The organism is Rhizobium sp. FKY42, from assembly GCF_005222835.1.
Taxonomy (GTDB): domain Bacteria; phylum Pseudomonadota; class Alphaproteobacteria; order Rhizobiales; family Rhizobiaceae; genus Neorhizobium.
The window spans coordinates 816316-841146 of record NZ_STGA01000029.1 but is presented as its reverse complement, the minus strand read 5'-3'; the positions used below and the strand labels follow the sequence as shown (position 1 = coordinate 841146).

At 57.0% G+C, this 24831-nt stretch carries 23 protein-coding genes and 2 tRNA genes; 16 read left to right on the top strand and 9 right to left on the bottom strand.

Translation table 11 applies throughout. The features are described from left to right. Nucleotides 1-137: 137 nt before the first annotated feature. Nucleotides 138-3641 carry a NahK/ErcS family hybrid sensor histidine kinase/response regulator gene (locus tag E8M78_RS14860; RefSeq protein ID WP_137135741.1) on the bottom strand — a complete coding sequence of 1168 codons (3504 nt, stop codon included), beginning with the start codon at nt 3639-3641 and terminating at the stop codon, nt 138-140. Between the two features lie 199 nt (nt 3642-3840). Between E8M78_RS14860 and mscL the strand changes: the two genes are divergently transcribed. The 3 genes from mscL (at nt 3841) to galE (ending at nt 6723) form a co-directional block, all read left to right on the top strand. Then, nucleotides 3841-4266: a large conductance mechanosensitive channel protein MscL gene (gene mscL, locus E8M78_RS14855; RefSeq protein WP_137135946.1), complete on the top strand. Its 426-nt coding sequence runs from the start codon at nt 3841-3843 to the stop codon at nt 4264-4266. Nucleotides 4267-4366: 100 nt separating this feature from the next. Further along, nucleotides 4367-5533, top strand: coding sequence for a pyridoxal phosphate-dependent aminotransferase (locus tag E8M78_RS14850; RefSeq protein ID WP_137135740.1), 1167 nt, complete (start codon nt 4367-4369; stop codon nt 5531-5533). A 158-nt stretch (nt 5534-5691) separates the two neighbouring features. Next, complete coding sequence (gene galE / locus E8M78_RS14845) at nt 5692-6723, top strand: UDP-glucose 4-epimerase GalE (RefSeq protein ID WP_137135739.1); 1032 nt, start codon at nt 5692-5694, stop codon at nt 6721-6723. 19 nt (nt 6724-6742) lie between these two features. Here galE and E8M78_RS14840 read toward each other — a convergent pair whose 3' ends face one another. Both E8M78_RS14840 and E8M78_RS14835 read right to left on the bottom strand, forming a co-directional pair. Next, nucleotides 6743-7213 (bottom strand): chemotaxis protein CheW, encoded by a 471-nt coding sequence (locus E8M78_RS14840; protein ID WP_062555294.1) that lies wholly within the window; start codon nt 7211-7213, stop codon nt 6743-6745. Between the two features lie 215 nt (nt 7214-7428). Further along, a tRNA-Thr gene (locus E8M78_RS14835) sits at nt 7429-7503 on the bottom strand. A 152-nt stretch (nt 7504-7655) separates the two neighbouring features. Between E8M78_RS14835 and E8M78_RS14830 the strand changes: the two genes are divergently transcribed. The 10 genes from E8M78_RS14830 (at nt 7656) to E8M78_RS14785 (ending at nt 13742) form a co-directional block, all read left to right on the top strand. Beyond that, a complete protein-coding gene (locus E8M78_RS14830; protein ID WP_137135738.1) occupies nt 7656-7856 on the top strand; it encodes a hypothetical protein in 201 nt (66 codons plus the stop codon). Between the two features lie 232 nt (nt 7857-8088). After that, nucleotides 8089-9381, top strand: a complete 1293-nt coding sequence (gene murA, locus E8M78_RS14825) for a UDP-N-acetylglucosamine 1-carboxyvinyltransferase (RefSeq protein WP_062555318.1) — start codon at nt 8089-8091, stop codon at nt 9379-9381. A 105-nt stretch (nt 9382-9486) separates the two neighbouring features. Beyond that, complete coding sequence (locus E8M78_RS14820) at nt 9487-9921, top strand: DUF2948 family protein (protein WP_137135945.1); 435 nt, start codon at nt 9487-9489, stop codon at nt 9919-9921. Nucleotides 9922-9966: 45 nt separating this feature from the next. Beyond that, a complete protein-coding gene (gene hisD, locus E8M78_RS14815; protein ID WP_137135737.1) occupies nt 9967-11262 on the top strand; it encodes a histidinol dehydrogenase in 1296 nt (431 codons plus the stop codon). Nucleotides 11263-11268: 6 nt separating this feature from the next. Further along, nucleotides 11269-11742 (top strand): UPF0262 family protein, encoded by a 474-nt coding sequence (locus tag E8M78_RS14810; protein ID WP_137135736.1) that lies wholly within the window; start codon nt 11269-11271, stop codon nt 11740-11742. A 2-nt stretch (nt 11743-11744) separates the two neighbouring features. Continuing rightward, nucleotides 11745-12221 carry a low molecular weight phosphatase family protein gene (locus E8M78_RS14805; protein WP_137135735.1) on the top strand — a complete coding sequence of 159 codons (477 nt, stop codon included), beginning with the start codon at nt 11745-11747 and terminating at the stop codon, nt 12219-12221. A gap of 151 nt (nt 12222-12372) precedes the next feature. Further along, on the top strand, nt 12373-12591 hold the full coding sequence (infA, locus tag E8M78_RS14800) for a translation initiation factor IF-1 (protein WP_007759621.1): 219 nt from the start codon (nt 12373-12375) through the stop codon (nt 12589-12591). Between the two features lie 47 nt (nt 12592-12638). Then, nucleotides 12639-13259, top strand: a complete 621-nt coding sequence (locus E8M78_RS14795) for a Maf-like protein (RefSeq protein ID WP_137135734.1) — start codon at nt 12639-12641, stop codon at nt 13257-13259. Between the two features lies 1 nt (nt 13260). Further along, a complete protein-coding gene (yacG, locus tag E8M78_RS14790) occupies nt 13261-13470 on the top strand; it encodes a DNA gyrase inhibitor YacG (RefSeq protein WP_137135733.1) in 210 nt (69 codons plus the stop codon). 196 nt (nt 13471-13666) lie between these two features. Further along, nucleotides 13667-13742, top strand: a tRNA-Phe gene (locus tag E8M78_RS14785). A gap of 115 nt (nt 13743-13857) precedes the next feature. Here E8M78_RS14785 and E8M78_RS23555 read toward each other — a convergent pair. Together E8M78_RS23555 and E8M78_RS14780 are read right to left on the bottom strand one after the other, a co-directional pair. Continuing rightward, nucleotides 13858-14187 carry a hypothetical protein gene (locus E8M78_RS23555; RefSeq protein WP_205910241.1) on the bottom strand — a complete coding sequence of 110 codons (330 nt, stop codon included), beginning with the start codon at nt 14185-14187 and terminating at the stop codon, nt 13858-13860. Next, a complete protein-coding gene (locus E8M78_RS14780) occupies nt 14184-14744 on the bottom strand; it encodes a HEPN domain-containing protein (protein WP_137135732.1) in 561 nt (186 codons plus the stop codon). The genes E8M78_RS23555 and E8M78_RS14780 overlap by 4 nt, the downstream gene beginning before the upstream one ends. Nucleotides 14745-14873: 129 nt before the next feature. Between E8M78_RS14780 and E8M78_RS14775 the strand changes: the two genes are divergently transcribed. Then, nucleotides 14874-15971 carry a DUF4214 domain-containing protein gene (locus E8M78_RS14775; RefSeq protein ID WP_137135731.1) on the top strand — a complete coding sequence of 366 codons (1098 nt, stop codon included), beginning with the start codon at nt 14874-14876 and terminating at the stop codon, nt 15969-15971. An 80-nt stretch (nt 15972-16051) separates the two neighbouring features. Further along, nucleotides 16052-16237: a hypothetical protein gene (locus tag E8M78_RS14770; RefSeq protein WP_062555325.1), complete on the top strand. Its 186-nt coding sequence runs from the start codon at nt 16052-16054 to the stop codon at nt 16235-16237. 28 nt (nt 16238-16265) lie between these two features. Here the strand turns inward: E8M78_RS14770 and E8M78_RS14765 are convergent, their stop codons facing one another. The 4 genes from E8M78_RS14765 to mprF form a co-directional block, all read right to left on the bottom strand. Beyond that, the gene (locus E8M78_RS14765) at nt 16266-17492 is read right to left on the bottom strand and encodes a TIGR03862 family flavoprotein (RefSeq protein WP_137135730.1); all 1227 of its coding nucleotides are present in this window, start codon (nt 17490-17492) and stop codon (nt 16266-16268) included. A 46-nt stretch (nt 17493-17538) separates the two neighbouring features. Continuing rightward, complete coding sequence (locus E8M78_RS14760; protein WP_137135729.1) at nt 17539-18171, bottom strand: TerC family protein; 633 nt, start codon at nt 18169-18171, stop codon at nt 17539-17541. A gap of 142 nt (nt 18172-18313) precedes the next feature. Next, the gene (locus tag E8M78_RS14755) at nt 18314-19687 is read right to left on the bottom strand and encodes an AcvB/VirJ family lysyl-phosphatidylglycerol hydrolase (protein ID WP_137135728.1); all 1374 of its coding nucleotides are present in this window, start codon (nt 19685-19687) and stop codon (nt 18314-18316) included. Next, a complete protein-coding gene (gene mprF, locus E8M78_RS14750) occupies nt 19684-22284 on the bottom strand; it encodes a bifunctional lysylphosphatidylglycerol flippase/synthetase MprF (RefSeq protein WP_137135944.1) in 2601 nt (866 codons plus the stop codon). Before mprF ends, E8M78_RS14755 begins: the two co-directional genes overlap by 4 nt. Nucleotides 22285-23137: 853 nt before the next feature. Here mprF and E8M78_RS14745 point away from each other — a divergent pair. Continuing rightward, nucleotides 23138-24757: a globin-coupled sensor protein gene (locus E8M78_RS14745; protein WP_137135727.1), complete on the top strand. Its 1620-nt coding sequence runs from the start codon at nt 23138-23140 to the stop codon at nt 24755-24757. Nucleotides 24758-24831: the final 74 nt, after the last annotated feature.

Sequence of the window (24831 nt, the reverse complement as noted above, 5' to 3'; positions counted from 1 at the left end):
AATCGGTCCGGTGGGCCTCTTCGGGCTGGATGATGAGGCTCTTAACGCACACTCGGTGGAGCGGTTCCCCGGTGCGGCGTCTATTGTGATTTGGAGAGTGTCACAAGTGTGTCATGAAACGTGAGTGGATGTCACGTTCACTCTGCCGCAGCTCTGCGCAGGCCGGCGATCTGGGTGATATATGCGCGCAACGCAGCAGGTTTTACCGGCTTATGCTGCAAACCGAGGCCATATTTCTCAGCTTCTGCGCGAACTTCCGGGGTGCGATCAGCGGTTATGATAAGCCCTGGAACGGCAGCGCCCAAGAGCTTCCGCAGCGTCAGGATCGCATCAATTCCTGTTTCGTCGTCGAGATGATAATCCGCGATCACGATATCGGGAGGGGAGGTGCCGTCCGGGTACAAGGTGTCGAGATCCGAGACGTTTTTTGCGATCAGCACCGTACATCCCCAGCCGGACAGCAGGAGTTGCATCCCTTCAAGAATACGAGGTTCGTTGTCGATGCAGAGGATATGCAAACCAGACAACGGCTGGGCCGCGACACGAGATACGGTATCTTTGCGTGGCTTCGCCATGGTCACCAGTTCGCGCGGCATTTTTACACGAAAGATAGTTCCGCGCCCGGGCGTCGATGCCAACTCAACCGGATGCGACAGCACGCGGGAAATTCGATCCACGATGGAAAGTCCAAGGCCGAGACCGGCGGCTGTTCTCGCGCCTTCGTCCAGCCGGGTGAACTCCTTGAAGACGGTCTTGAACTTCGAGGAAGGAATGCCGATGCCGGAATCGACGACATCGATGACGACCTCGTTTCCGCGCCGACGGGCACCGACCAGAACCTTGCCGCTGACAGTGTATTTGATCGCATTGGAAACGAGGTTCTGAACCAGGCGCCGCAAAAGGTTTGGATCGGTGCGCACCGAGACGCTGGTGGTCAGAACCTTGAATTTCAGGTTCTTCTCGCGCGCAATCGGCGCGAAATCGGTTTCGATTTTCTGGAAAAGCTCGCCAAGAGCAACCGTCGCCATTCGCGGTTTCATGGCACCGGTATCCAGTCGCGAGATATCGAGAACGGCGCCGAGAATACTTTCGACCGATTCCAGCGCTGAATCGATGTTCCGAACCATCTGGCTGTTTTCAGAATCGCCCAGCCTCTCGACGAGTGAGGAGGAGTAGAGGCGCGCGGCATTGAGTGGCTGCAGAATGTCATGGCCAGCCGCCGCAAAAAAGCGCGTCTTGCCGAGATTGGCTTCGTCGGCGGCTGCTCTGGCCTCGGCCAGCGCGCGGTTCACGCGCGTGAGTTCTGCAGTACGCTCCTCAACGCGCTGCTCCAGCGTTTCATTTGCCTGTTTCAGGGCCTGCGCGGCTGCCACTCGTTCCGTCATATCCGTGAAGGTGGCGACGATACCGTGGTCGGGCATCGTGTTCGAGCGCACTTCGATAATGCGTTCTCCGCCTCGCAGTACCAGCGAGAACGGCATGTCGAGCGTCTTGATCCGTGCAATCACCGTATCGACATCGTCACCGGCGATATGGCCGCGCTCAGCCAGAATATCGATGATATCCCGTAGAGGATATCCCACCTGTCCTACCTGTTCCGGCAGATCCAGCAGAATCCGGAAGCGGCGATTCCAGATCGCTAGCTTGTCGGAACTGTCAAAGACGGCAACCCCCTGGTCCATCTGCGAAAGTGCGGTCTGCAGAATGTCCTGATTATATTGCAGCGCTTCGGACGCCTGATCCAGCAGCCATGCCGTATCGGCATTCGCGTCTTCCGCCTTCTGCATCAGGATGGATAGAACCAGTCTTGCGGAAGAGGAGCCGATCGCGCTTCCCAGAAGCTGCTCCGAAAAATGGATCAAGGCCATATCGGCGGCTGTATCATCCGATAATTTGCGCCCAAGCGTGTTCTCGTAATTGGCAAATGAGCGCCGCATACGCTCGTTGCCGAGATAGCGCGCAATGGCGGCCTTGAGGTCTCCCACACTGACGCGTGTCTTCCAGCCTCGTGTCGCAAACTGCGAGCGCGACTGACGCTTGACGAAGATGCCTGCCTGGATCCGCTCGACGGGTCGCGGATTGCGCGACAAGGAGCCAACGACGAAGGCAAGACAGTTGATCAGAAGGCTGAGTACGACGCCATTGAGCAGCGGGTCGGAATGTGAGCCGGAGAAAAGATTGGTTCCAGGCACAAGAAAATCGAGGATGGTGGCCGCAAGCTGCGAGTTGTCCGTTCCTCCCAGGCTCGGCAGGAACAGGAGGTAGGCCCAGGCCAGAAAGCCCAGCGACATTCCCACGATCGCACCCCTTGCATTTGCCCGTCGCCAGAACAGGCCGCCAAGCAGGGAGGGCGCAATTTGTGCCGTTGCGGCAAAAGCCAGCAGGCCGATGGAGGCCAGTCCGGTTTCGCTATCGCCCGCGCGATAATAGGCGTAACCGAGGAGCAGAACGGCAAAGATGGCGGTCCTGCGAATGCGCAAAAGCGGTTTGGCGAAATCCGCACGATCGTCGCTTGATACCATCAGCTTTCGCCGCAGGAAGATCGGCAAGACAATATCGTTGGAGATCATGATCGAGAGGGCAACGGACTCGACGATGACCATCGCGGTTGCGGCGCTGAAGCCGCCGATGAAGGCGATCAGCGTTATGATCGGCAGATGGTTGGAGAGTGGCAGTTGCAGGACGTAGAGGTCCATATTGCCCGTGCCGCCGAAGGTAATGAGCCCGCCGATGGCCACAGGCAGAACGAAAATATTGATCGCGACCAGATAGAGCGGCAGCAGCCAACTGGCGCGCCGCATTTCACCGGCCGTACGGTTTTCGACGACCGTGACATGGAACTGTCGCGGCAGCATGATGATGGCAAAGGCAGAAAGTCCAATCAGGAGAAGCCAGCGCGCCAGCGGCGTCTCATACTGAAGAGCAGCCTCTACCAGCATGCTTTCGGATGCCTTGTGCCACAGATCTATCGGACCGTCGAAGATCAGAAAAATCACCGCCATACCGATGGTGAGAAAAGCAATGAGCTTCACTACCGATTCCATGGCGACGGCCAGGATCAAGCCATCCTGATGTTCAGTCGCATCCGTATGCCGCGTGCCGAACATCACCGCGAAAACGGCCATCAGCAGAGTAACCACCAGCGCCAGATCGATGAAATGAAGATTACCGCTGCCAAGGCCGAAGGCGGACGGATCCACCATGACGGCAACGGAACTGGACACCGCCTTGAGCTGGAGTGCGATGTAGGGGATCGCCCCGATCAGCGAGATGAGCGCGACGAGAAGAGCGACGCCGGAATTCTTGCCATAGCGTGCGGCGATGAAGTCCGCGACCGATGTCAGCTTCTCCGCCTTCGCCAGTTCGACGATGCGGCGAACGAGTGGCATCAGAAGCGTGAAAGCGATGATTGGACCGATATAGATGCCGGTGAATTCGAGGCCCTTCTGTGCTGCCAGTCCAACGCCACCGAAATAGGTCCAGGATGTGCAATAGACGGCCAGGCTCAACGCGTAGACCGCGGGCCGTCCGCCTGAGCGTGTACCCAAGCGTCTGCTCCTGCGGTCACCATAGCTTGCCACGGCGAACAGCAGGAGAATATAGCCGCATGCGGACAGAACGATGATCCAGCCGGGCAGCATTGCACCTCCGCCTTGGCATGACGCCAACCTCTTGAGCGACGATATTAGGCGAAAAGCAACGGCTTGGAAATGAATGCGGCCTTGGCAAAAAGTACTAGATGGAGGATGTCCATCGCCCTTTGCACCTTCCCAAGGCGGAAGTCGTTGCTATAGTAGAAACAGCGTATGTCTTTGAAAACTGAGGGGAACAGTCATGTCTATGGTTAGCGAATTCCGATCTTTCATCGCCAAGGGCAATGTTGTGGATCTTGCCGTCGGTATTATCATCGGCGGTGCTTTCACCGGCATCGTCAATTCGCTGGTCAATGATGTCGTCATGCCCGTTGTGGGCGTGGTCATCGGAGGCATTGATTTCTCCGATTATTTCTTCGCCCTGAGCTCAACCGTTACGGCGACGACCCTTGAGGCCGCGAAAGCACAGGGACCGGTCTTCGCCTATGGCAAGTTCCTGACCGTGATCATCAACTTCCTCATTCTCGCCTGGATCATCTTCCTGATGGTAAAGGGCGTGAACCGCATCCGTGCAGCGGAGGAAAAGAAGCCAGCGGAAGCGACCCCGGCGCCGCCACCAGCCGATGTGCAACTGCTGACCGAAATCCGCGATCTTCTGAAGCCCCGCGCCTGATTGTGATCCATCAAATCAATCGAATGGTCGTGCACTGAAACGAATGGGATTTTGCTCGCGCTTTCCTTTATGAACATGCAGCTATTTGGAGATTGATTGCATGACCTTGAAGGAAAGCCTGAGCGCCCGTGCGCTCGCCGCGCCGCAAAGCGGTATCGTTGAACTGGTGAACTATGCACGAGGACGCCAGGGCCTTATTCCGCTCTGGGCAGGTGAAGGCGATCTGCCGAGCCCGGATTTCATCAATCGCGCTACCAAAGACGCGCTGGACGCGGGGGAAACCTTCTACACCTGGCAGCGTGGCCTGCCGGAACTGCGCCAGGCTCTTTCGCGCTACTACCAGCGTCATTTTGGCGTTGAGCGGCCATTCGAGCATTTCTTCGCCACCAGTTCGGGCATGCACGCCATCAACCTGTGCGTCCAGGCCGTTGCCTCGCCAGGCGATGAGATTGTCTATCTGACGCCGAGCTGGCCGAACATCGTGGCCGCCGTTGGCATTTCGGGGGGTAAGCCGGTGCCGGTTGAGGTGGACTATGTCAACGGTGGCTGGTCGCTGGACGTGGCAAAGATAGAAAAGGCGATCACGCCGCGCGCAAGGGCGCTGTTCATCAATACGCCCTCCAATCCGACGGGCTGGACCGCAACGCAGGACGATCTGCAGGCGATTCTGGCACTTGCCCGGAAGCATGGGCTCTGGATCATCGCGGATGAGATCTACGCCCTTTATTACTACAATGGTGCTCGCGCGCCGTCCTTCATGGATATACAGGCACCTGACGACCGCATTCTCTACGCCAATTCCTTTTCCAAGAACTGGTCGATGACCGGCTGGCGTGTCGGCTGGATCGTTGCGCCGCCTGAAATCGGTCAGGTGCTCGAAAATCTGATCCAGTATTCCAGCTCAGGGCTGACACCTTTCATGCAACGCGGAGCCATTGCTGCGCTGGAGGAGGGGGATGATTTCGTGCGCTCGAATATCGAACGTGCACGCACCTCGCGGGATATCCTGTGCGACGCGCTCATTGCCACAAATCGCGTGCAGACCCGCAAGCCGGATGGTGCACTTTATGCATTCCTGAAGATTGACGGCATTGACGATCCTCGCGCCGCAGCCTTCGACATCGTGGACAAGACGCTTGTGGGGCTTGCGCCGGGAACGGCCTTCGGTCCTGGAGGAGGTGCGTTTCTGCGCGCCTGTTTCCTGCGCGATCCAAGGCAGATCACCGAAGCGGCGGGACGTCTGGCGGAGTATATCGCCAAGCTCTGAGTGACTTCGTGGCGCAGTTGGATAAAATTGTAGCGAAACTATAGACGCTTCGTTTTCTACAGCCAGAACAATACCTTACCGTTAAGCTCCGCGGTAAGGTCTCCTGAAGCGGAACATGTTTCTATCCAGCCAGAACAAAATTGGCAGGAGCATCGGACATGGCTGTTCTGGTGACAGGTGGAGCGGGCTACATTGGTAGCCATATGGTTTGGGCATTGCTGGATGCTGGCGAAGAGGTCGTCGTTCTCGATCGCCTGTCCACGGGTTTCCGCTGGGCGGTGCCGGATGCGGCGCGCTTTTATTTCGGTGATGTCGGTGACCGCGAAATCTTGAAACGGGTCTTTGCCGAAAACAGCATCGACGCAATCCTGCATTTCGCGGGCTCCATCGTCGTACCTCAGTCTGTCGCCCATCCGCTCGAATATTACGAGAACAACACCTCGAAGACAGGCGTTCTGGCTGCTGCTGCAATCGAGGTTGGCATCAAGCACTTTGTCTTTTCATCGACGGCGGCTGTCTATGGCGACGAGGCCGGCGAGGGGTTGGTGCGGGAAACAAATCCCACCGTGCCAAAGAACCCCTATGGGCAATCGAAGCTGATGTCGGAGATGATGTTGCGGGATGCGGCGCGCGCGCATGATTTCCGCTATGTTGTCCTGCGCTATTTCAACGTCGCCGGAGCAGATCCAAAGGGACGCACGGGTCTCTCCACGGAAGGGGCAACGCATCTCATCAAGCTCGCCTGTGAAGCAGCACTTGGTCGGCGGCCTTCGATTGACGTTTACGGCACCGACTATTCGACACCGGATGGCACGGGCGTTCGTGACTACATCCACGTCAGCGATCTGGTTGCCGCGCATCTCAATGCCTTGTCATACCTGCGGCGTGGCGGGGACCCGATCGTAGCCAATTGCGGCTATGGTGAAGGCTATTCAGTGTTGCAGGTCATCGAATCGGTCAAGCGTGTGCATGGAGCGGACTTCCCGGTTCGCTTCTGTCCACGCCGCCCAGGAGATGCAGCAGCCGTTGTCGCGGATTCCACCCTTGCTCGGCGTTTGCTGGGTTGGAAGCCGAAACACAATTCGCTGGACCGTATCGTCGCGACCGCGCTCGAATGGGAATCCAACCTTTGGGCAAGACGCGAGGGCGATCTTGCGGCGATCCACCGCAAGCTTGTGGCAAACTTTTGATCTGGAACCGAAATTCGGCTCAGGCCACCATGCCCCAATCATCGTCGCCTGCGTCAAACATGCGCTCGAGATTGAGGAAGCAGATCATGCCGCTGTCATGGGCAATGAGACCATCGGAGAAGGTGCCACTGGAGCCTGCCGCAGCTGGAACCGGCTGAAGGCGGCTCGACGGGATCGTCATGATATCCGATACGCGGTCAACCAGCAGACCAACGGTCATGCCCTTGATGTCGGCAACAACGATGGCGCTGCGCTCGTTGACCTCGGTATTGTGCATGCCGAGCTTGACGGCCAGATCGACGATCGGAATGACCGTGCCGCGCAGATTCATAACGCCGATGACTTCGTAAGGCGAATGGGGAATCGGCGTCACTGGCGCCCAGCCGCGAATCTCGCGGATAGAGGTGGTGCGCACGCAAAATTCTTGGGAGTGCAGGCGAAACGCAATGATTTCGAGCACTTCTTCGCCGCTCATCTGTACCGTGTTCATGACGTCAACCCCTTGGAATGATCCATGATCTATCCGAATTAGCTCCCGGCAACAGGCTGAGCCTCTACCTGTTCAGGTGCAATCCGAATCAGATCGCGTATTCATGCGAGTATTGCCTGAGAACCTTGATGCTTTGCTAATTTCTGAACATAGAAAGCAGCCAATGATTAACCATCACCCGTTTCGGTGAAGTAACTGACTTTCTTTTGGGAAAATGGTGCTGCAGAGGAGGATTGAACTCCCGACCTCTCCCTTACCAAGGGAGTGCTCTACCACTGAGCTACTGCAGCAGGAGCGCGTCGATGTGTTGCCGCGCTGCAAGTGAGCGGCCTATTGCCATAGCTTGACCGGCAGTGCAAGTCGCAACTTCTACAAATTTGCCAAAACTCATCAAAACCTGTTCCTCATCAGCAATCCCTCTCCATCAGTTATGGAAATCTCCATGAGCGACAAGAACGAACCGAACCCGGTATCCATACAGCGCCGCCAACCGACGGAGGCGGAGGTGAGGCGTGCACGCGCTGCGCAGAAGCTGCGCGAAAATCTGCAACGTCGCAAACAGCAGGCCCGCGCCCGGCGGGATGGAGAGGCCGACCTGACAGATGGACTGCCTGCCGCAAAACCGCACCAATCGGACGATTGAATGCTGCGGGCGTTAGCAGGACGAGTGAAGAATTGAAGGATTTCTCGATTTCGTTTATGCACGCACCACTTCTATGATTGGGTATTCATCCAGCCGGACCGGATCAGGAGAGTGGTCTGAGCCGCGACTTGCAGGCAAGATGATTTGGTTTGGATTGGCGGGACGGCCCAAAAGGCGGCCACTGCCAAACCCCGCAACAGGAAAGGCGGACTTCGCTGTCCGTAAAGATTGAATGGATCGCATCAGAATTTCGGGTGGCAATCGGCTGCATGGCATCATCCCCATTTCGGGCGCGAAGAATGCAGCGCTGCCGTTGATGATCGCATCGCTCCTCACAAGCGATACGCTGACGCTCGAAAACGTGCCGCATCTGGCCGATGTCGAAGGGCTGATGCGCATCCTTGGCAATCATGGCGTCGATATTGCAGTGAATGGTCGCCGCGAGCGGCAGGAAGATGGCTATTCCCGTACCATTCATTTCACCTGCCGCACGATTGCAGACACCACAGCACCTTACGAACTTGTGTCGAAGATGCGTGCCAGCTTCTGGGTCATCGGGCCGCTCCTTGCGCGTGAAGGCAAGGCTCGCGTTTCGTTGCCGGGTGGCTGCGCCATCGGAACGCGCCCGGTCGATCTTTTCCTCGAAGGCTTGCAGGCGCTTGGCGCCAACATCGAAATCGACGGTGGCTATGTCAATGCGACAGCGCCGTCTGGTGGGCTCGTCGGTGCGAAATACACGTTCCCCAAGGTCTCTGTCGGTGCAACCCACGTCATGATGATGGCCGCGACCCTGGCCAAGGGAACGACGATCATCGATAATGCTGCGCGTGAGCCAGAGGTTGAAGATCTTGCGAACTGCCTCAATGCCATGGGCGCAAGGATTACAGGCGCAGGCACGCGAACCATCACGGTCGAAGGCGTGACGAACCTCTCTGGCGCTCGTCACCGCGTACTGCCCGATCGCATCGAAACCGGAACCTACGCCATGGCCGTTGCCATGACGGGCGGTGATGTAACCCTCGAAGGCACCAGCGCCGCCTTGCTGGAGAATGCGCTGGATGTTCTGCGCCAGACGGGGGCCGAGATCACGGCAACTGAAACTGGCCTGCGCGTGGTGCGAAATGGCCACGGCATTCACCCCGTCGATATCGTGACAGAACCTTTCCCTGGCTTCCCGACGGATCTGCAGGCACAGTTCATGGCACTGATGACACGCTCTAGTGGCGTTTCCCACATTACGGAAACGATTTTCGAAAATCGTTTCATGCACGTGCAGGAACTGGCACGTCTGGGGGCTCGCATTTCGCTCTCCGGACAGATGGCGCGCGTTGAAGGTGTCCAGCGCCTGAAGGGTGCACCGGTCATGGCAACGGATCTGCGCGCTTCCGTCTCTCTCGTCATTGCGGGTCTGGCAGCGGAAGGCGAAACAATCGTCAACCGCGTCTATCACCTTGACCGCGGCTTCGAGCGGCTGGAAGAAAAGCTCACCCGCTGCGGCGCGGTGGTAGAGCGCGTCAGCGAGTGAAAGCATGCTGCGGGGACGGGTTGTTTCCTGTCGCCGCTCATCCTATCTCCAGAGCCAGATGAACAAGCCGGTTCCGGCGCGATGAAGAGGCTCTCCATGGCAGAGATGACAGAACTGAAACTGCTTGCGCTGGATGATGAAGATCTGCAAATCATCTCGGCGCATATGCAGGATAGCGTGTTCAAGGCATCGGATCTCGAATGGCACGGAAAGCGCGGCCATTTCTATCTGGTGGTGAACCGCTTTGTGTGGGAAAAGGCGGCGCGGGCGAGCGAAGGTTACGAGCGGCGCAAGGCTGCCTTGAGCTTCAAGCGCGTGCAAGCGGTGCGCACTTTGGGTATTGATCGGCGGGACGGCCAGGCTGTCTACTCTCTCCTGGCGATACGGTTCTCCCGGAAGGATGAGGGGCCGGATGGCACGATTGAGTTGACCTTGGCGGGCGGCTCTGCGATCAGCCTGGATGTGGAATGTATTGAGGCGCAACTGGCAGATACCGGTGGTGTCTGGGGAACGGAAAACCGGCCGAAGCACGACGCCTGACGGCGGCCTCGCCATTTTCGTTCTGAATGATAGAGGGATGAAACTGTGGCAATCTGGCTGGATCAGACGGCAGGGGACTTTGAAGCGCGGTTTGCGGCATTCTTGACCACGAAGCGCGAAGTTTCGGAAGATGTGAATGCGACCGTACGCGCAATTGTGCATGATGTGCGCACCCGCGGCGATGAGGCCCTGATCGATTATTCAAGCCGCTTCGATCGCGTCGATCTCAAGCAGGTGGGTTTGCGGGTAACGGAAGCGGAAATCGATGCGGCCTTCGCCAAGGTCGATGATGCCGTTATCGAAGCTCTGAAACTTGCCGCTCACCGCATCGAGAAGCACCATGCCCGTCAGATGCCGAAGGATGACATCTATGTGGATGATCTCGGCGTAGGTCTGGGGTCGCGCTGGACCGCCATCGAAGCGGTAGGTCTCTACGTCCCAGGCGGCACTGCAAGTTACCCGAGTTCGGTTCTGATGAACGCCGTTCCTGCGCGTGTTGCCGGAGTGGAACGTGTCGTCATGGTCTGCCCTGCCTCCGGTGGAGAGATCAATCCTGCCGTTCTGGTGGCCGCCAGGATTGCCGGTGTCTCGGAGATCTATCGTATCGGCGGAGCGCAGGCTGTTGCAGCGCTGGCTTATGGAACGCAATCCATTGCGCCGGTCTATAAGATCGTCGGTCCCGGCAATGCTTACGTTGCTGCGGCAAAGCGGCAGGTCTTCGGTACGGTCGGCATCGATATGATTGCCGGACCCTCGGAGGTTCTGGTGATTGCCGATGGCGAAAACAATCCTGACTGGCTGGCGGCCGATCTTCTGGCCCAGGCGGAGCATGACGCGGGCGCACAGGCGATCCTTATTACTGATGACAGAGCACTCGGTCTTGCTGTCGAGCAGGCCGTCGAGCGTCAGTTGAAGGCGCTTTCCCGGTCGGAAACCGCTGCCCTGAGTTGGCGCGATTTTGGTGCGATTATACAGGTACCCAATCTGCAGGCGGCATTGCCGCTCGCCAATCGCATCGCCGCGGAGCACCTGGAGCTTGCCGTTGCCGATCCGGACAGGCTGCTTGCCGGCATACGCAATGCAGGCGCCATTTTCGTCGGCCGCTACACGCCGGAAGTCATTGGTGACTATGTCGGCGGCTCCAACCATGTTCTGCCGACTGCGCGGTCTGCGCGCTTTTCCTCCGGCCTGTCCGTGCTGGATTTCGTCAAGCGAACCTCCATACTCCGACTGGGTCCGGAACAGTTGCGAGAGCTTGGACCGGCCGCCATCACGCTTGCCCAATCAGAGGGGCTTGATGCGCACGCCCGTTCGGTTTCTATTCGCCTGAACCAGGGGTGATGATTGATGGCAAATGGGGACTTTCGGCTGTTCGACGTGGTGCTGGACGACAGCATCGGCCGATCGACGCCGGATGTCGAACATGAACGAGCCGTCGCTATTTTCGATCTGATCGAGGAAAACCGCTTCGAGCCTGTTGGCCATGGCGGTGGACCCTATCGCCTTCAACTCTCACTGGTCGATTCCAAACTGGTTTTTTCAATCTCAACGGAAAGCGGGGAGGCGGTTGCCACGCATATCCTTTCGTTGACGCCTCTGCGGCGGATCATAAAGGACTACTTTATGATCTGCGAAAGCTATTATGAAGCCATCCGAAGCTCTACACCATCGCAGATCGAAGCGATCGATATGGGCAGGCGAGGGATCCACAACGAGGGGTCCGAGATCCTGCAAGACAGATTGAAGGGCAAGATCCTGTTGGATTTCGACACGGCGCGGCGTCTGTTCACGCTGGTCTGTGTGCTCTATTGGCGGGGGTGAGCATGGAGACTACCGCGGAGTCGAGCCAATCCAAACGCCCTGGCGCAATCCTGTTCATGTGCGGCATGAATGCAATTCGATCTCCCATGGCGGAGGCCATTGCAAAACGTCTATTGCCTCCCGATATCTACGTGAGATCGGCCGGTGTAAAGGCAGGCGAGGCCGATCCGTTCGTTGATGTCGTTCTGGATGAGATCGGCCTTTCGTTGCCCAAACATCCGCCACAGACGCTGGATGAGCTTGAGGACGATTATTTCGACATCATCGTGACGCTGTCGCCTGAGGCTCATCATCGGGCCCTGGAAGCGACACGAGCCCAGGCGATTGATGTTGAATATTGGCAGACGGCGGATCCGACGCTCGAGACCGGTACCCGTGAGCGCATTCTGGAAGCCTATCGCGGTGTACGCGATGAACTGTTGAAGCGGATAGAGGCGCGTTTCGCCCTGCCACTGCTGCAGGGGCGCCAGACAATCTGAACGGCATCTGACATAAGACCTTGCAAGCTGCGAGATTCGCTTACCTTCGAGGTTCACAAACGTGCGGCGAACGTGTAGTTTCCGCGCAATTTTAAAGCTGCGGCCAAACTGTGGCTGCACATTCAGGACAACACAGGAAGAAAAGCTCTCCATGGCGAAAGAAGAAGTTCTCGAATTTCCGGGCATCGTAACCGAATTGCTGCCGAACGCGACATTCCGCGTGAAGCTGGAAAACGAGCATGAGATCATCGCGCATACGGCAGGTCGTATGCGTAAGAACCGTATCCGCGTTCTGGCTGGCGACAAGGTGCTGGTCGAAATGACCCCCTACGACCTGACAAAGGGTCGCATCACCTATCGCTTCAAGTAAAAGCGAATCTCTGGGTCTCTACCCGGAAGGCTAGTCCGAGGATCTCCATGCCGCTGGATCAAAAGTTCATTCTCGCCTCGGGTTCTCCCAGGCGCCTTGATCTTCTCAACCAGGTGGGGATCAAGCCATCCCGGCTGATGCCGATGGATATCGATGAGACGCCCAGAAAGTCGGAGCATCCGCGTTCGCTTGCTCGCCGCCTGTCGCTGGAAAAAGCGGAGGCGGCATTTGCAGCCGTGAAGGATGATCTGGCCTGGCGGCAAAGCTATATCCTGTCCGCCGATACAGTCGTGGCTGTTGGCCGCCGTATCCTCGGCAAGACAGAATATATGGATGAGGCCTCTGCGGCACTCCATCTTCTTTCGGGCCGGGGGCATTGGGTTTATACAGGTATATGCTTGGTGACGCCCGGTGGTCAGTTTCGACAGAAGGTCGTGGAAACGAAGGTGCGCTTCAAGCGGCTTTCGACTCGTGAAATTGAATCCTATCTCGCGTCCGATCAATGGCGCGGCAAGGCCGGAGCCTATGCCATCCAGGGCATTGCCGGCAGTTTTGTCCAGAAGCTCATCGGTTCCTACACGAATGTCGTCGGCTTGCCTCTTTACGAAACAGCCTTGCTTCTGAACGGCGAAGGCTACGAGCTGGCGGGATTGTGGCCGGAGAACTGAAATGACCGATACCTCGAAAACATCAGGCGCGAGGGTTGAGCCTTTGCGCAAGGCACGCCCTTGTCCGGAATGCGGCAAGCCGTCGGTTCGCGATCATTACCCTTTTTGCTCAGACCGATGCTGCACGCTCGACCTCTCGCGTTGGCTGAACGGTTCCTATGCCATCCCTGTAGCCGATGACGAGGCAAAGGCGGATGGCGAAGAGCGCTGACTGCGAGAGGTTGCGGCAAAATTACCGAGTGAAATCAATTCATTGAGCTGGCTCAGGGAATGTTTTTCACAGAAGGTTCAAAAAAGTTGGCAAAGCCGCTTGCCATGTCCGAACAAGATGTTATAACCCCGCTCGCTCCCGGGGAAAACGCCCCGGAGGCTTCGAAAGAAGCCTGAAGGTTTGGAAAAACCAAGATGCCCGGATAGCTCAGTTGGTAGAGCAGCGGATTGAAAATCCGCGTGTCGGTGGTTCAAATCCGCCTCCGGGCACCATTTTAATTTAGCAGGGTCAATATTTTGTGGTGCGGGTGTCTGTTGATATTGCAGCCCTGAGGTTCTTGGGTATCAGGCGGGAATGTCGCGCCAAGTATGCGGCGTTCTAATGCGGTTATAACCTGAGCTCCCGACGAATGCGCTTGCTAAACCGTATTGAACGTCTCGCCCAGTCCCTGAGCTGTGGAATGACGCTGCGGTTAAGCGCTTTCTGCTCTTCGCTCATATGGTTTTCTATTCCATCATTTTGCTCTAACAGGCGGACTAGGTGATTATGCACTGGTGAACCCATCATGTGTATCCCTCCGAAGGTAGCTTCGTTTTCTTCACGCTCCAGAAAAAAGCTGAGGTTCATATTGGAGAATACGCGACGAAGATTTGAGCTTTGACCGACTTGATAGCGCTTCCAGTAAAGGCGTTCTAGCAGATAGTTGGGGCTGATCATCCGGTCCAAAGGACTAATGATTTTGTCGGGCCAGTGCGTATTTTCACTATTAATTCGGTGGAGATCGTCATTAAAGAAGTTATTTTTCTTAAAAATATCCTTAAATAAAAACAAACCTCATCCAAAATGTGTATGACGGGACCATTTACAAAGGTACCTATATTTCCATAGCGATTGTCGGCGGAGCCAAAGCGATCCATGTCTTCGATGAAGAGCGAGTAAGGTTGACCCTCCCAAGTTTCGCGTCCTTGGGCCGTCGTATCTGGTAACTTAATGATCCTGGGGAGTAACCCAGTGTGATCGATTGCAGACAAGGCACCAAACAAAACCGTTAGGTCGTGATCGTGCTCCTTGACGTCAATGTTGTTCAGTAAAAGCGCGGCCTTCATTAGTTTTTCTAAGCACTGGGCAGCGTCCCAATAAAACTGGTGAAATAGGCCATTTTCATATGCCCACCTTGCCGTAAGATAGTTTCCATCGGCAGGATCTATAAAAACATGCCAAATCAAATCAGCTTTTCTCTGATCAAGGCTCATTTCAACGGGAGATAACTTCATTAGCGATTTCCTCAAGATGTTATTAAATTGATGGACAGTTGTTGGCTCTGTCGGTGTCTTGCGCGGCTAACCGAATGTTGATGACATCCAGATACTCTCCGGGCAAGTGTACCGTTCCAGAGTGAATTCATGGCAGTTCGAGGCTCCTACAGTGATTTTTTTGCGGCTCTGCGCGCACGGGAATCAGGCGGCGACTATTCCGTCGTCAACCGTTTTGGATATGCAGGTGCTTATCAATTCGGCGAGGCGGCGCTGATCGATCTGGGTTATGCGCCCCGCGACTCCAACGTCTACGATAACGTCTACAGCAAAGGCTTCCTCGGCAAGAACGGCATCGGCTCGCTGACGGAATTCCTGCGCAGTCCCGCAGAGCAGGACAAGGCGGCAGGCGCCTGGTTCACGCTGCTGTGGAGCCGTATTCGCTATTTTGATCTGGAGTTTTACGCCGGTCAGACCTTGAACGGCATTCCACTCACCAAAACCGGCATGATTGCCGCAACCCATCTTCTGGGCACGCAAAAGCTTATCGATTTCGTCAAGTCCGGCGGCATTGTCACCTCCAGCGATGCAAACGGGACGACACTGGTGGATTATCTCCGACAGTTCGCCGGATACGACACGCCGGATAGCTTCGTCGACAATCTCGACAAGGCGAACCGCTTTGTCGCCGGTAGCGGCAATGATGTCTTCAATGGTGGAGCAGGTGTCGATACAGTTGCTTATGCACTGAAACGTGCTGATGTGTCTCTTGTTCAGGATGGCGGTGCATGGGTGCTGAGCGCCAGCGGCACAGGGCGTGACCAGTTGATTGCCGTTGAGCGCCTTTCCTTAATGGATGGTACTCTTGCGCTGGATACGGCAGGCAATGCGGGGCAGGCCTACCGGCTTTATCAGGCGGCCTTTGATCGAAAGCCGGATACGACTGGTCTTGGTTATTGGATCCAACTGCTGGACGGCGGCAAGACATTGAAGGATGCTGCAGCTGGATTTCTCGCCTCGGTCGAATTCATGTCGGTTTATGGCAACTCCGTTTCGAACAATGATTACATCGCCAAGCTCTATCAGAACGTCTTGCATCGGGCAGGCGAGGCGGCTGGCATGGCCTATTGGATTGGTCAGTTGCAAGCCGGCACGACCAAGGCTTCCGTTCTGGCGGATTTCGCCGAGAGCGTCGAGAACATCGCCAATGTCAGCGCGGATATCAAAGATGGAATCTGGTACGTGTAGCCCGATGCCCGTCGCGCTTCGTTGTTCTGTCGGATCTGGCATGATACGTAGCGGATATATTCGGCGGTTGGAGAATGCAGGTGGACGATGAACGGGGAAAAGTGGAGATTTATCCACCCGGCCACGTGGAGCCGCTGCCTGACGAGGAAACACCCGCGCAGCAACGCAAACGACGGCTTTCCAACATCGGACTGTTCCTGTTGACGATTGCCGCGTTGGCAAGCGAAGTCGTCCCGTTTGTTCTGGCAATCTGGTTGTGGCAATAATTCAGACGGATGTGACCGGCGTTAGAGATCAGGTGTGGACGTGCAAATGAGCCAGAATTCCGTTCGCCGCCGCTTTGCCCGTCGCCAGACAGGCCGTTAGAAGATAGCCGCCAGTCGGTGCCTCCCAGTCGATCATCTCGCCAGCGGCAAACAGGCCCGGCTGTTTCGCCAGCATGAAATTCTCATCCAACTCCGCCCACGAGATCCCGCCTGCCGAAGAAATCGCCTCTTCGATCGGGCGTGGCCGCAAAAGCGGAACATGCAGGCTTTTGATCTGCCGGGACAACGACGCAGCGTTGGAGAAGGCATCGGCGGGCGCGCACTCTCTTAACAAAGAGATCTTTACCGGAGACAATCCCGCCGCCTTCCTGAGGCGGTTTGAAAGGCTCTGCGTCGTCGGTTGTCTCTCCAGGGCTTTGGTCAGTTGCGCCTCACTACGGCCAGGTGCGAGATCCACAACCAGTGCCGCGCAACCGGTAGACAAGAGGTCGTCTCGCAGCGCCTGAGCATGGGCGTAGACAAGGCTGCCTTCCACGCCATGGCGCGAAATCACGAATTCACCTTGCGTCGTGCCTGCGCGGGATGTGACGCTGACGGATTTGAGCGGCTCTCCTGCGAATTTCGACAGGAAATAATCGGAGAACGCCACGTCGAAGCCGCAATTGGCCGGGTGCAGTTTCGAGATCTCAACGCCCAGCGAGGCAAGCATGGGCACCCAGGCCGCATCTGATCCAAGCCGCGGCCAGCTTGCACCACCCATAGCAAGAAGCATTGCGCGGCCGGACGCCCCCAGTTCACCATTGGGCGTATCGAAGACCGCAGTCCGCCCATCAAGTGATATCAATCTGTGCCGGCTGTGGAAGCGAACGCCCTGCATCTGTAAGCGTCCGAGCCACGATCTGAGCAAAGGCGAGGCTTTCATCGCAAGCGGAAAGACCCGGCCCGAGCTTCCAACAAAAGTCTTCGTTCCCAGGCCGTCGCACCACGCTCGCAGATCTGTGGGCGTGAATGCATCGAGTGCCGCTGAAAGGCGTTCAGTTGATGTTCCGAAGCGCTGTCGGAAGACGGTGTAGTCCTCGGAATGCGTTATGTTGAGACCGGATTTTCCTGCCAACAGGAATTTGCGCGCAAATGTCGGCATGGAATCGTAGACTGAAACACTGATGCCCTCTTGACACAGCACCTCTGCAGCCATGAGGCCTGCCGGCCCACCGCCTACGATGATGACGTCGCTTCGCCGCGCGGTTTCTGACATTCTCATCCCGGAGGGGAGCCGCAGAGCTCCCCGCTTTCAAGGTTGGTCAGGCAAGCCACTGCTGGATGTAGGGCCACACTTCGACGCTGCCATGATAGATCATGTTTGCCGTGACATAGACAATGACGGCGAGGCCGAGATAGGCGATCCAGCGATAGCGGTGGAGAATGCGAGCGACCAGATTTGCCGCCAGACCCATGAGAGCAATGGAAACCACCAGGCCGATGATTAGAACGGTGGTGTGGTCCTGCGCCGCGCCTGCAACTGCAAGCACGTTGTCCAGCGACATGGAAACATCGGCGATGACGATCTGGGTCGCTGCCTGCGCGAAGGTCTTGTCGACCTTGGTCTTCTCGGCATCCGCATCCGTCATTGCTTCTTCGGCGTTGTGATCGGCAGATCGCAACTCAACCCACATTTTCCAGCAAACCCAGGCGAGCAGCAGGCCGCCCAAAAGTTGAAGCCCGACGATCCCCAGAAGGTAGGCTGTGATGGTTGCGAAGCCGATACGCAACACGGTCGCTGCGATGATGCCGACCAGAATGGCCTTGTTGCGCTGATGGGCCGGAAGTCCTGCAGCCGCCAGCCCGATGACGATGGCATTGTCGCCCGCAAGCACGAGATCAATCGCGATGACCTGGAATAAGGCGGCCAGGCCAGCGGCGGTAAAAATTTCCATGACGCTTTGTCCCTTATCGCGCACCTGCCCCCCGGCGTGCGCGCCTAATCACTCTTGACGATTGGCTACATAAGATTTTCTGCCGCAAGGCAAGTGTTAAATGCCGCGCGGCATGAAAATCAGCGGGGAAGATGCGTTCTCATCATGAATTGATGCGTTTCTTGAGGGATGCCACGATCTTCTTGGCGAGGGCGTCGTAATCCTCGTCGAAGTGATGACCGCCTGCAATGCCAATGGTTTCAATGCCGCGCGGAGCAAGAGCCTTGCAGGCATCTTCATCATCTTCCGTACCGTAGACGCATTGAACCTTCTTGGGATCGATCTTTTGCAGATCCACGGTCGGATCGCCACCGTCGCCGCTGCCGGATCCGCCAAGCCAGCCGGTAACGGAGATTTCGAATGTTGCGGAATTCGAGAGAGCAAGCAGGCTCAGCATGGCCACCCGGCTGCGGTCGGCTTCCGGAAGCTGGTTATAGGTCGAAGGCAGAAGGTCCGCCCCGAAGGAATACCCAATCAAGAGAACGTTCTGAACGCCCCACTGCTTGCGGTAGGCGCGAATGACCCGGCTAAGGTCCGCTGCTGTCGAGACCGCGTCCTTCTTGCTCCAGAAGTAGCGTAAAGCGTCCAGCCCTACGACCGGGATCCCATCTTCCTGCAGAGCGTCGCCAAGATCCGCATCGATATCGCGCCAGCCACCGTCGCCGGAAATGATGATTGCCATCGTATTGATTGTCGGCTTCGTATCGAGGATCGTCAGCGGTAATCCGAGCGGAGAATTATCCTGGCTCGCTGCATCGATCCGGTCGGAAAGCGCCTGGATCAGCGTCTCCTGTGCAGATCGGTCAGATTGTTCAAGATCGATGTCGGGCTGCTCCTTCTTCAGGGCCTGGGCATGGGCCGTCCCATCTGCGGTCGCCGATCTCGTCAGGAATATGCTGGTCGGCGCCGGCAGGGCTCCGTCCGACAGCCCATATTGAATGCCGCCTGCAACTGTCTTCTTTTCTGCCGGAGTGCAGAGAACCTTGGGAAGCGCAATCGCAGCACCCGGATCGACGGCAACGGCCTCGCCGATCGTAGCGGGAGGAGTCTGTGACATCATCCCCAACACATAGGTCGCACCGGCGCCGATCCCGGCAATGATCGGTGTCTTGTAACTGCCGTTACCGAGCGATCGCTGGACCTGCTGCGCAAGCGACTCGATGTCGGAAATCGTATAAATACAGTCGTCTGGATCCTTGCCCAGGGACGTGATGTAGGTCGGAAGATCGACCCCGATGACAACGGCACCCTTTTCGATCAAGGCCTCTGCCTGCTTGTCCTCATCGGCATTCCAGCCATTATCGTCCGACAGCAGAAAGACGCTCGCCTTCACCTCTCCCTGGGGCATCAGGATGTGAGGGAAGGGAATCATGCCGGTATCGAACTTGGCCTCGACCCGTTGCGCCATCGCAGGAACAGTGATGCCTTGCGCCAGAAGCAAAGCGCCTATGGCGACTGTCTTCAGGATAGATCTCATTTTCCGACCACGCCTCGCACTCCTCCGCTGATCAGCAGCGTCACGTCCATCAGAGCCAGCACGGCTCCGGTTCCCCCGGCCACGGCAAAATAGCGCGGCTCCCAGCGGGGATGAAATTTCGATTTGAACGCTCTCAATCCCTTGAAGTTGTAGAAGCGTTCGCCGTGTTCAAATAGCGTACTGCCGATCCGGTCCCAGACTGGAGCGACTTCCCGGCGCGACATGCCCGAGAGCGGCGCCATGCCAAGGTTGAACCATTGATATTCGGCATTTTTCAGATGCTCGATCAAACTCACGAACAAAAAGTCCATGGCACCTCGGGGCGCCTCGGGGGCGAACCGCATGAGATCGACGCTCGCTTCCGATTTCGTTTGCGTCAGAAAGACAGTTGCAAAGGCTATGATCTTCTCGTTCATACGGATGATTGCGACCGGCATGGAGGAGACATAGTCTTCATCGAACGCGCCAAGAGAGAAGCCCTTTTCTCGCGTCTGATGATGTGACAGCCAGGAATCAGAGACGGCCTTGAGTTCTGGCATCAGCGCGGCCACGCCCTCGACCTCGACAATCGAGAAGTCCATGCCATCACGCTTGCCCTTGTTCAGAGCCTGCCGAAGGCCCGCAAGCCGCCCACCCTTAAGATCAAAGGCCGCCATGTTGACGAGCGCCATCTCGCCAAGCTTGAAAGCGCGCAGACCCGCATCGGCGCAAAAAGAAAGCAGCGTAGGGGAGACCTGGTACAGCACAGCTCGACCGCCCGCATCGCGTGCGCGTTCGACAAAGCGCCAGATCATTTCGGCAGTCTCTTCCTTGTCTCCGACGGGGTCACCCAGCGCAATCCAGGATCGACCCTGGATGCCGTACATGATAAAGCTGCGTCCGCTCTCGGAGAACATCACATGCTTGTCGCCCATGCGTACGAGATTCGCATCGGCACTGTCCTGTCCTTCGACGATGGTAACGGCTTTGCTGACTTCCTCCACCGTCACTGCGTCCGGCCGATCGAATGCCGGTCGCAGAAGGCTGAAGATTGCAATTGCGCCGGAAAGGATGCTGACGCCGAGAAGCGCGCGCAGACCACGCGGCGCCTCGCCGAAGAATTCGAACTGCCACCATAGCTGGTTGCTGTAATCGACATCGCGATACACGAAGAAAAGGATTGTCGTCGCCCCGGCCAGAATGATGCCGAGCGTCACGATCCAGGGCGTACTCAGAACCTGATTGAACAGTGATGCGGGCCGCGTAAAACGCTTTCCGTTCAGAAGCATCGCGATGATGAAGATCGCCAGAAATGTTGCTTCTCCCAAGGCCAGCGCTCGGATGAAGGAGAACAGGAAGGCGATTGTTCCCGCCACCAGCGCGACCCACCAGGCGCCATCGAGGCGTTGCGCAAGCCCACGGGATGTGATGACGAGGGCGAGTCCCAGCAAGCTGGAGATGAAGTGCGCGGCCTCGACCATCGGCAGAGGAACCAGTCTCTTCAGGAATTCCAGATCCGAATCGGGGGTAGGGGTGACGCTGGAGAAGATCAGCATCGTGCCCAGAAGCAGGGCGAATGCCGACAGAAGAGATGGGGACAAGCGTGCTGCCACATTGCCGATTTCGCCCGCGATCGGGTGCTTGGCAAGTGCGCGCGCCTCCGAGAAGACGACCATCACGATTGCGATCGTCAGGGGCAGAACGTGATAGACCATTCGATAAAGGACGAGACTCCCCAGCAACTGGTCTAGGCTGATGGAGCCTCCGAGTGTTCCGATGATGACCGCCTCGAACACGCCGAGGCCTGCCGGAACATGGCTGAGAACGCCGAGACCGACTGCTGTCGAATAGATCGCAAAGAAAGAAGGCCACCCGATATTGGTTGGGGGGAGCAACACGTAGAGCGCAGACGCGGAGACGGCGAGATCGAAAGCGGTGATCAGGAACTGTCGGGAAGATGTCAGCGTATCCGGCAGACGAAGCCTTATGCCAGCGATCTGAACACGACGACCATTGCGTCCGACAAATAGAAGTGAGGCGAGAATAAGAAGAACAACAACGGCACCCACGCGGACATAGACAGGGTCGAAGCCGAGAATTGCCGACAGGCGAGGTGCGGTGACCAATGCGGTCAACGAACTGACCGCCAGCAGTCCCAGCCCGAATGCAAACGTCACGAAAGCGATGACCCGCGCCACATCCTCCGGTGTCAGTCCGAGCCTGCTGTAGGATCTGAAGCGAATTGCGCCACCGCTCAACGCTCCGAAGCCAGCTGTGTTACCGATCGCATAGGCGGTGAAGGCGGTCGCTGCGACAGGTGCAGTACGCAGCTTCCTGCCGATATATTCCAGCGCGTTGAGATCGTAATAGATCAGTGAGACGAAGCTCAGCGCCGTGAAGATCACCGCCAGCACGATGTCCGTCCATGTCGTATCGGTTAGCGCATCGACGACTTCGTCATAGCGAACTTCGTTTGTCAGTTTATAGACAGCAACGGCCATCATCGAAAAGACGATGAGCATGGCCAGCCAGGTCAGGTAGAACCGGAAACGCGCAAAGAAGGCTGCTACTCGGCTGCCTTGCGGAGTGGTGGGATCGTGTATGTCCTGACTATCCATCAATGTACCTGGCAATGCGTTATCTTGGTCACGGTCGCGCGCGTCACACACGGATGGCGGTCCAGACAAGGAAACCTAGGCTTCCTGACTGAAACCTCAACAATGTGCACATAAGAGTGTGTTAACGATATCCCTCTCGCGCCAACTTGGTCAAAAGTGCGGCGCTGGACAGCGCGCGCAGCCTTTGCGCCAGGACCGATCTATCAGGCCTAGATTGAGATTCTACGAAGACATGCCCTCCTCCCGCAGCCCCATCCGCCCCGGCTATGCATTTGTATGAATTAATCAGTTAAAATTCGAGTAAACTGTCCCAATATATGTAAATCAGTGCGGCTCGAATCCGAGGGATGATCAGTGATTGTCGGCAAAGCCCATTACACGGTGCTCGCGAGGAACCTCGGAAAAGTATCATATTCGGTAAGGCGTAACGGTTTTTATTTCGCCTCTTCATCGACTTGGCACTAAAGCCTTGTGGCGTGGGCTATTTCAGCACTTTGGAAAAGCTTTGAAGGCCCGAAGCTATTAACCTTCAGGCAAGGAATTAACCATACAACTAGTTCTACAAGGCGAAGTGTGATGGGCCTATGCCCGCTCCTTCCTGGCATGATGCCGCGCCGACGTACCGGTTTTGGTCCGGTATCCTTTTCATCAAGCATTGATTTGCATCAGGATCGTCTGGCAGCAGCCGCGAGCCTTACCCGGCTCGCCGCCCGTGAAAATCAATGATCGGATGGAACGCAGAAGCCTGCATTCCTCCTCAGGAGGGGCAGATAATGTTTTTAACCTCTGCATGCAGAGAGTTCGGTAACGATTTTCGCTGATCCTCGAGGGACAGCAGTGTTGGGGACGGGCTTTGGCTCACGAAACGGCAACGGACCAGGCAAGAAAGGCACAGGCGGGCAGCCTGCGCGAACGGCTTGCCTTTGCCGGCCTGGATGCAGAAAGCTGCGAGCTTTTGCGCCGGTTCCGCCCGACACTGGAAGGATGCCTGAAGGAAGGCCTTCGCGATTTCCTGCATCGACTGCAATCATCACCGGACGCGATGCGTCATTTCGAGAGCGATCTGCAGCTGGAAAGATTGCATGACCTGCAGGCTTCCCACTGGAGCGTTCTGACGGATGCACGCTTCGACGCACTCTATGCGGAGCGGGTGAAGGTGCTCTCGGACGCCGAGGGACGGATGGGGCTTGATCCGCGCTGGCATATCGCCGGTCATGCGGTGATGCTGGAGGCTCTAATTGGCGGTCTCCTTCAGCAGATCGGCGGCAGATCTTTGCTTCCTGCCGCTCGCAAGCGCGAGAAGGAAGTGACCGACGCCATTCAGGCGGTTATCCGCCTTGTCCTGGTCGATGTCGAGATTGCGGTGTCGCTGCGGATCAACGAAATCCGCCAGAAGCACCAGCGTGCTCTGGCAACCCAAAGGGAACGTGACCAGGCACAGGCCAACGACCTGTTCGGCCCAGTTGCGGCGGCACTTGCCAATAAGGATCTGACAGTTCCGGTTAGCGACGAACGTCCGGAAGTCTATGCCGAACTTTCCTCATTGCTCGATCAGGCGCAGGACGCCATGTGCGCCTCGCTAAAACTGGCCTCCGACAAGCTGCTCCGGGCCGAAATGCTTGCCGGATCAATCGCTGGCCAGACGCTCGAAATTGCGACAGAGGTTGACGCGCAGGCTGAAGCGATTTCTGCTGCATTCCAGGATATCTCGCATCTGACACAGAGGGTGCGTGACAGCGCTGCTGAGTCGGCGGTGGCGGAAAAGGCGACATCCGAGGCCCGCCGCGCGGCCGAAGAAAGTGGCGAGGTTGTCGGGCGGGCGATCAATGCCATGTCCGATATCGAGCAGTCGGCAGAAAAGATTGGACAAATCATCGGCGTGATCGATGAGATTGCGTTCCAGACGAACCTTCTTGCTCTGAATGCCGGAATAGAAGCGGCACGCGCCGGGGATTCAGGCCGGGGTTTCGCCGTCGTTGCTCAGGAAGTTCGCGCTCTCGCACAGCGCTCCGCTGACGCGGCCCGGGAAATCAAGCAACTCGTCAGCGGTACCAAGTCGCAGGTCGAGGCAGGTGTGAAGATGGTCCACCAGACGCAGAATGCGATTGGTGGTCTTGTGCAACAGGTTTCCAGCATCAACGAAACGGTGTCCGGTCTTGCGCGTGCGACAGACGAACAGGTCCGCTCGCTGGAGAAGATGAGCCTTGATGTCGAGGTGCTGGATCAGCGTCTGGCCCGCAGTGCCGAGCGAGCGCGCGTTTTGGGCCAGGAAGGCGATGAACTCAAGACGGTTATTGTGGAACTGGGTCGGACAGTGCGGGAGTTTCGGATTGAACGCAGTTCGGACAAGAGCCGCATCTGGGAAGCTAGAAAAACTGCGCCGACGAAGGACGTAACGATCGAAGAGACAGAGATTTCTTCTGGTGGAATGATGGCGTTCCTGTCGTCCCAGGCAGTTGCGTTGACGGGTTGAGTGAGGGACCGGCGCAGGCCGGGCAATTGGATTTCAGCGCGATTTCGCGCTTTGCAAGAAGTTTCGAGAGACGA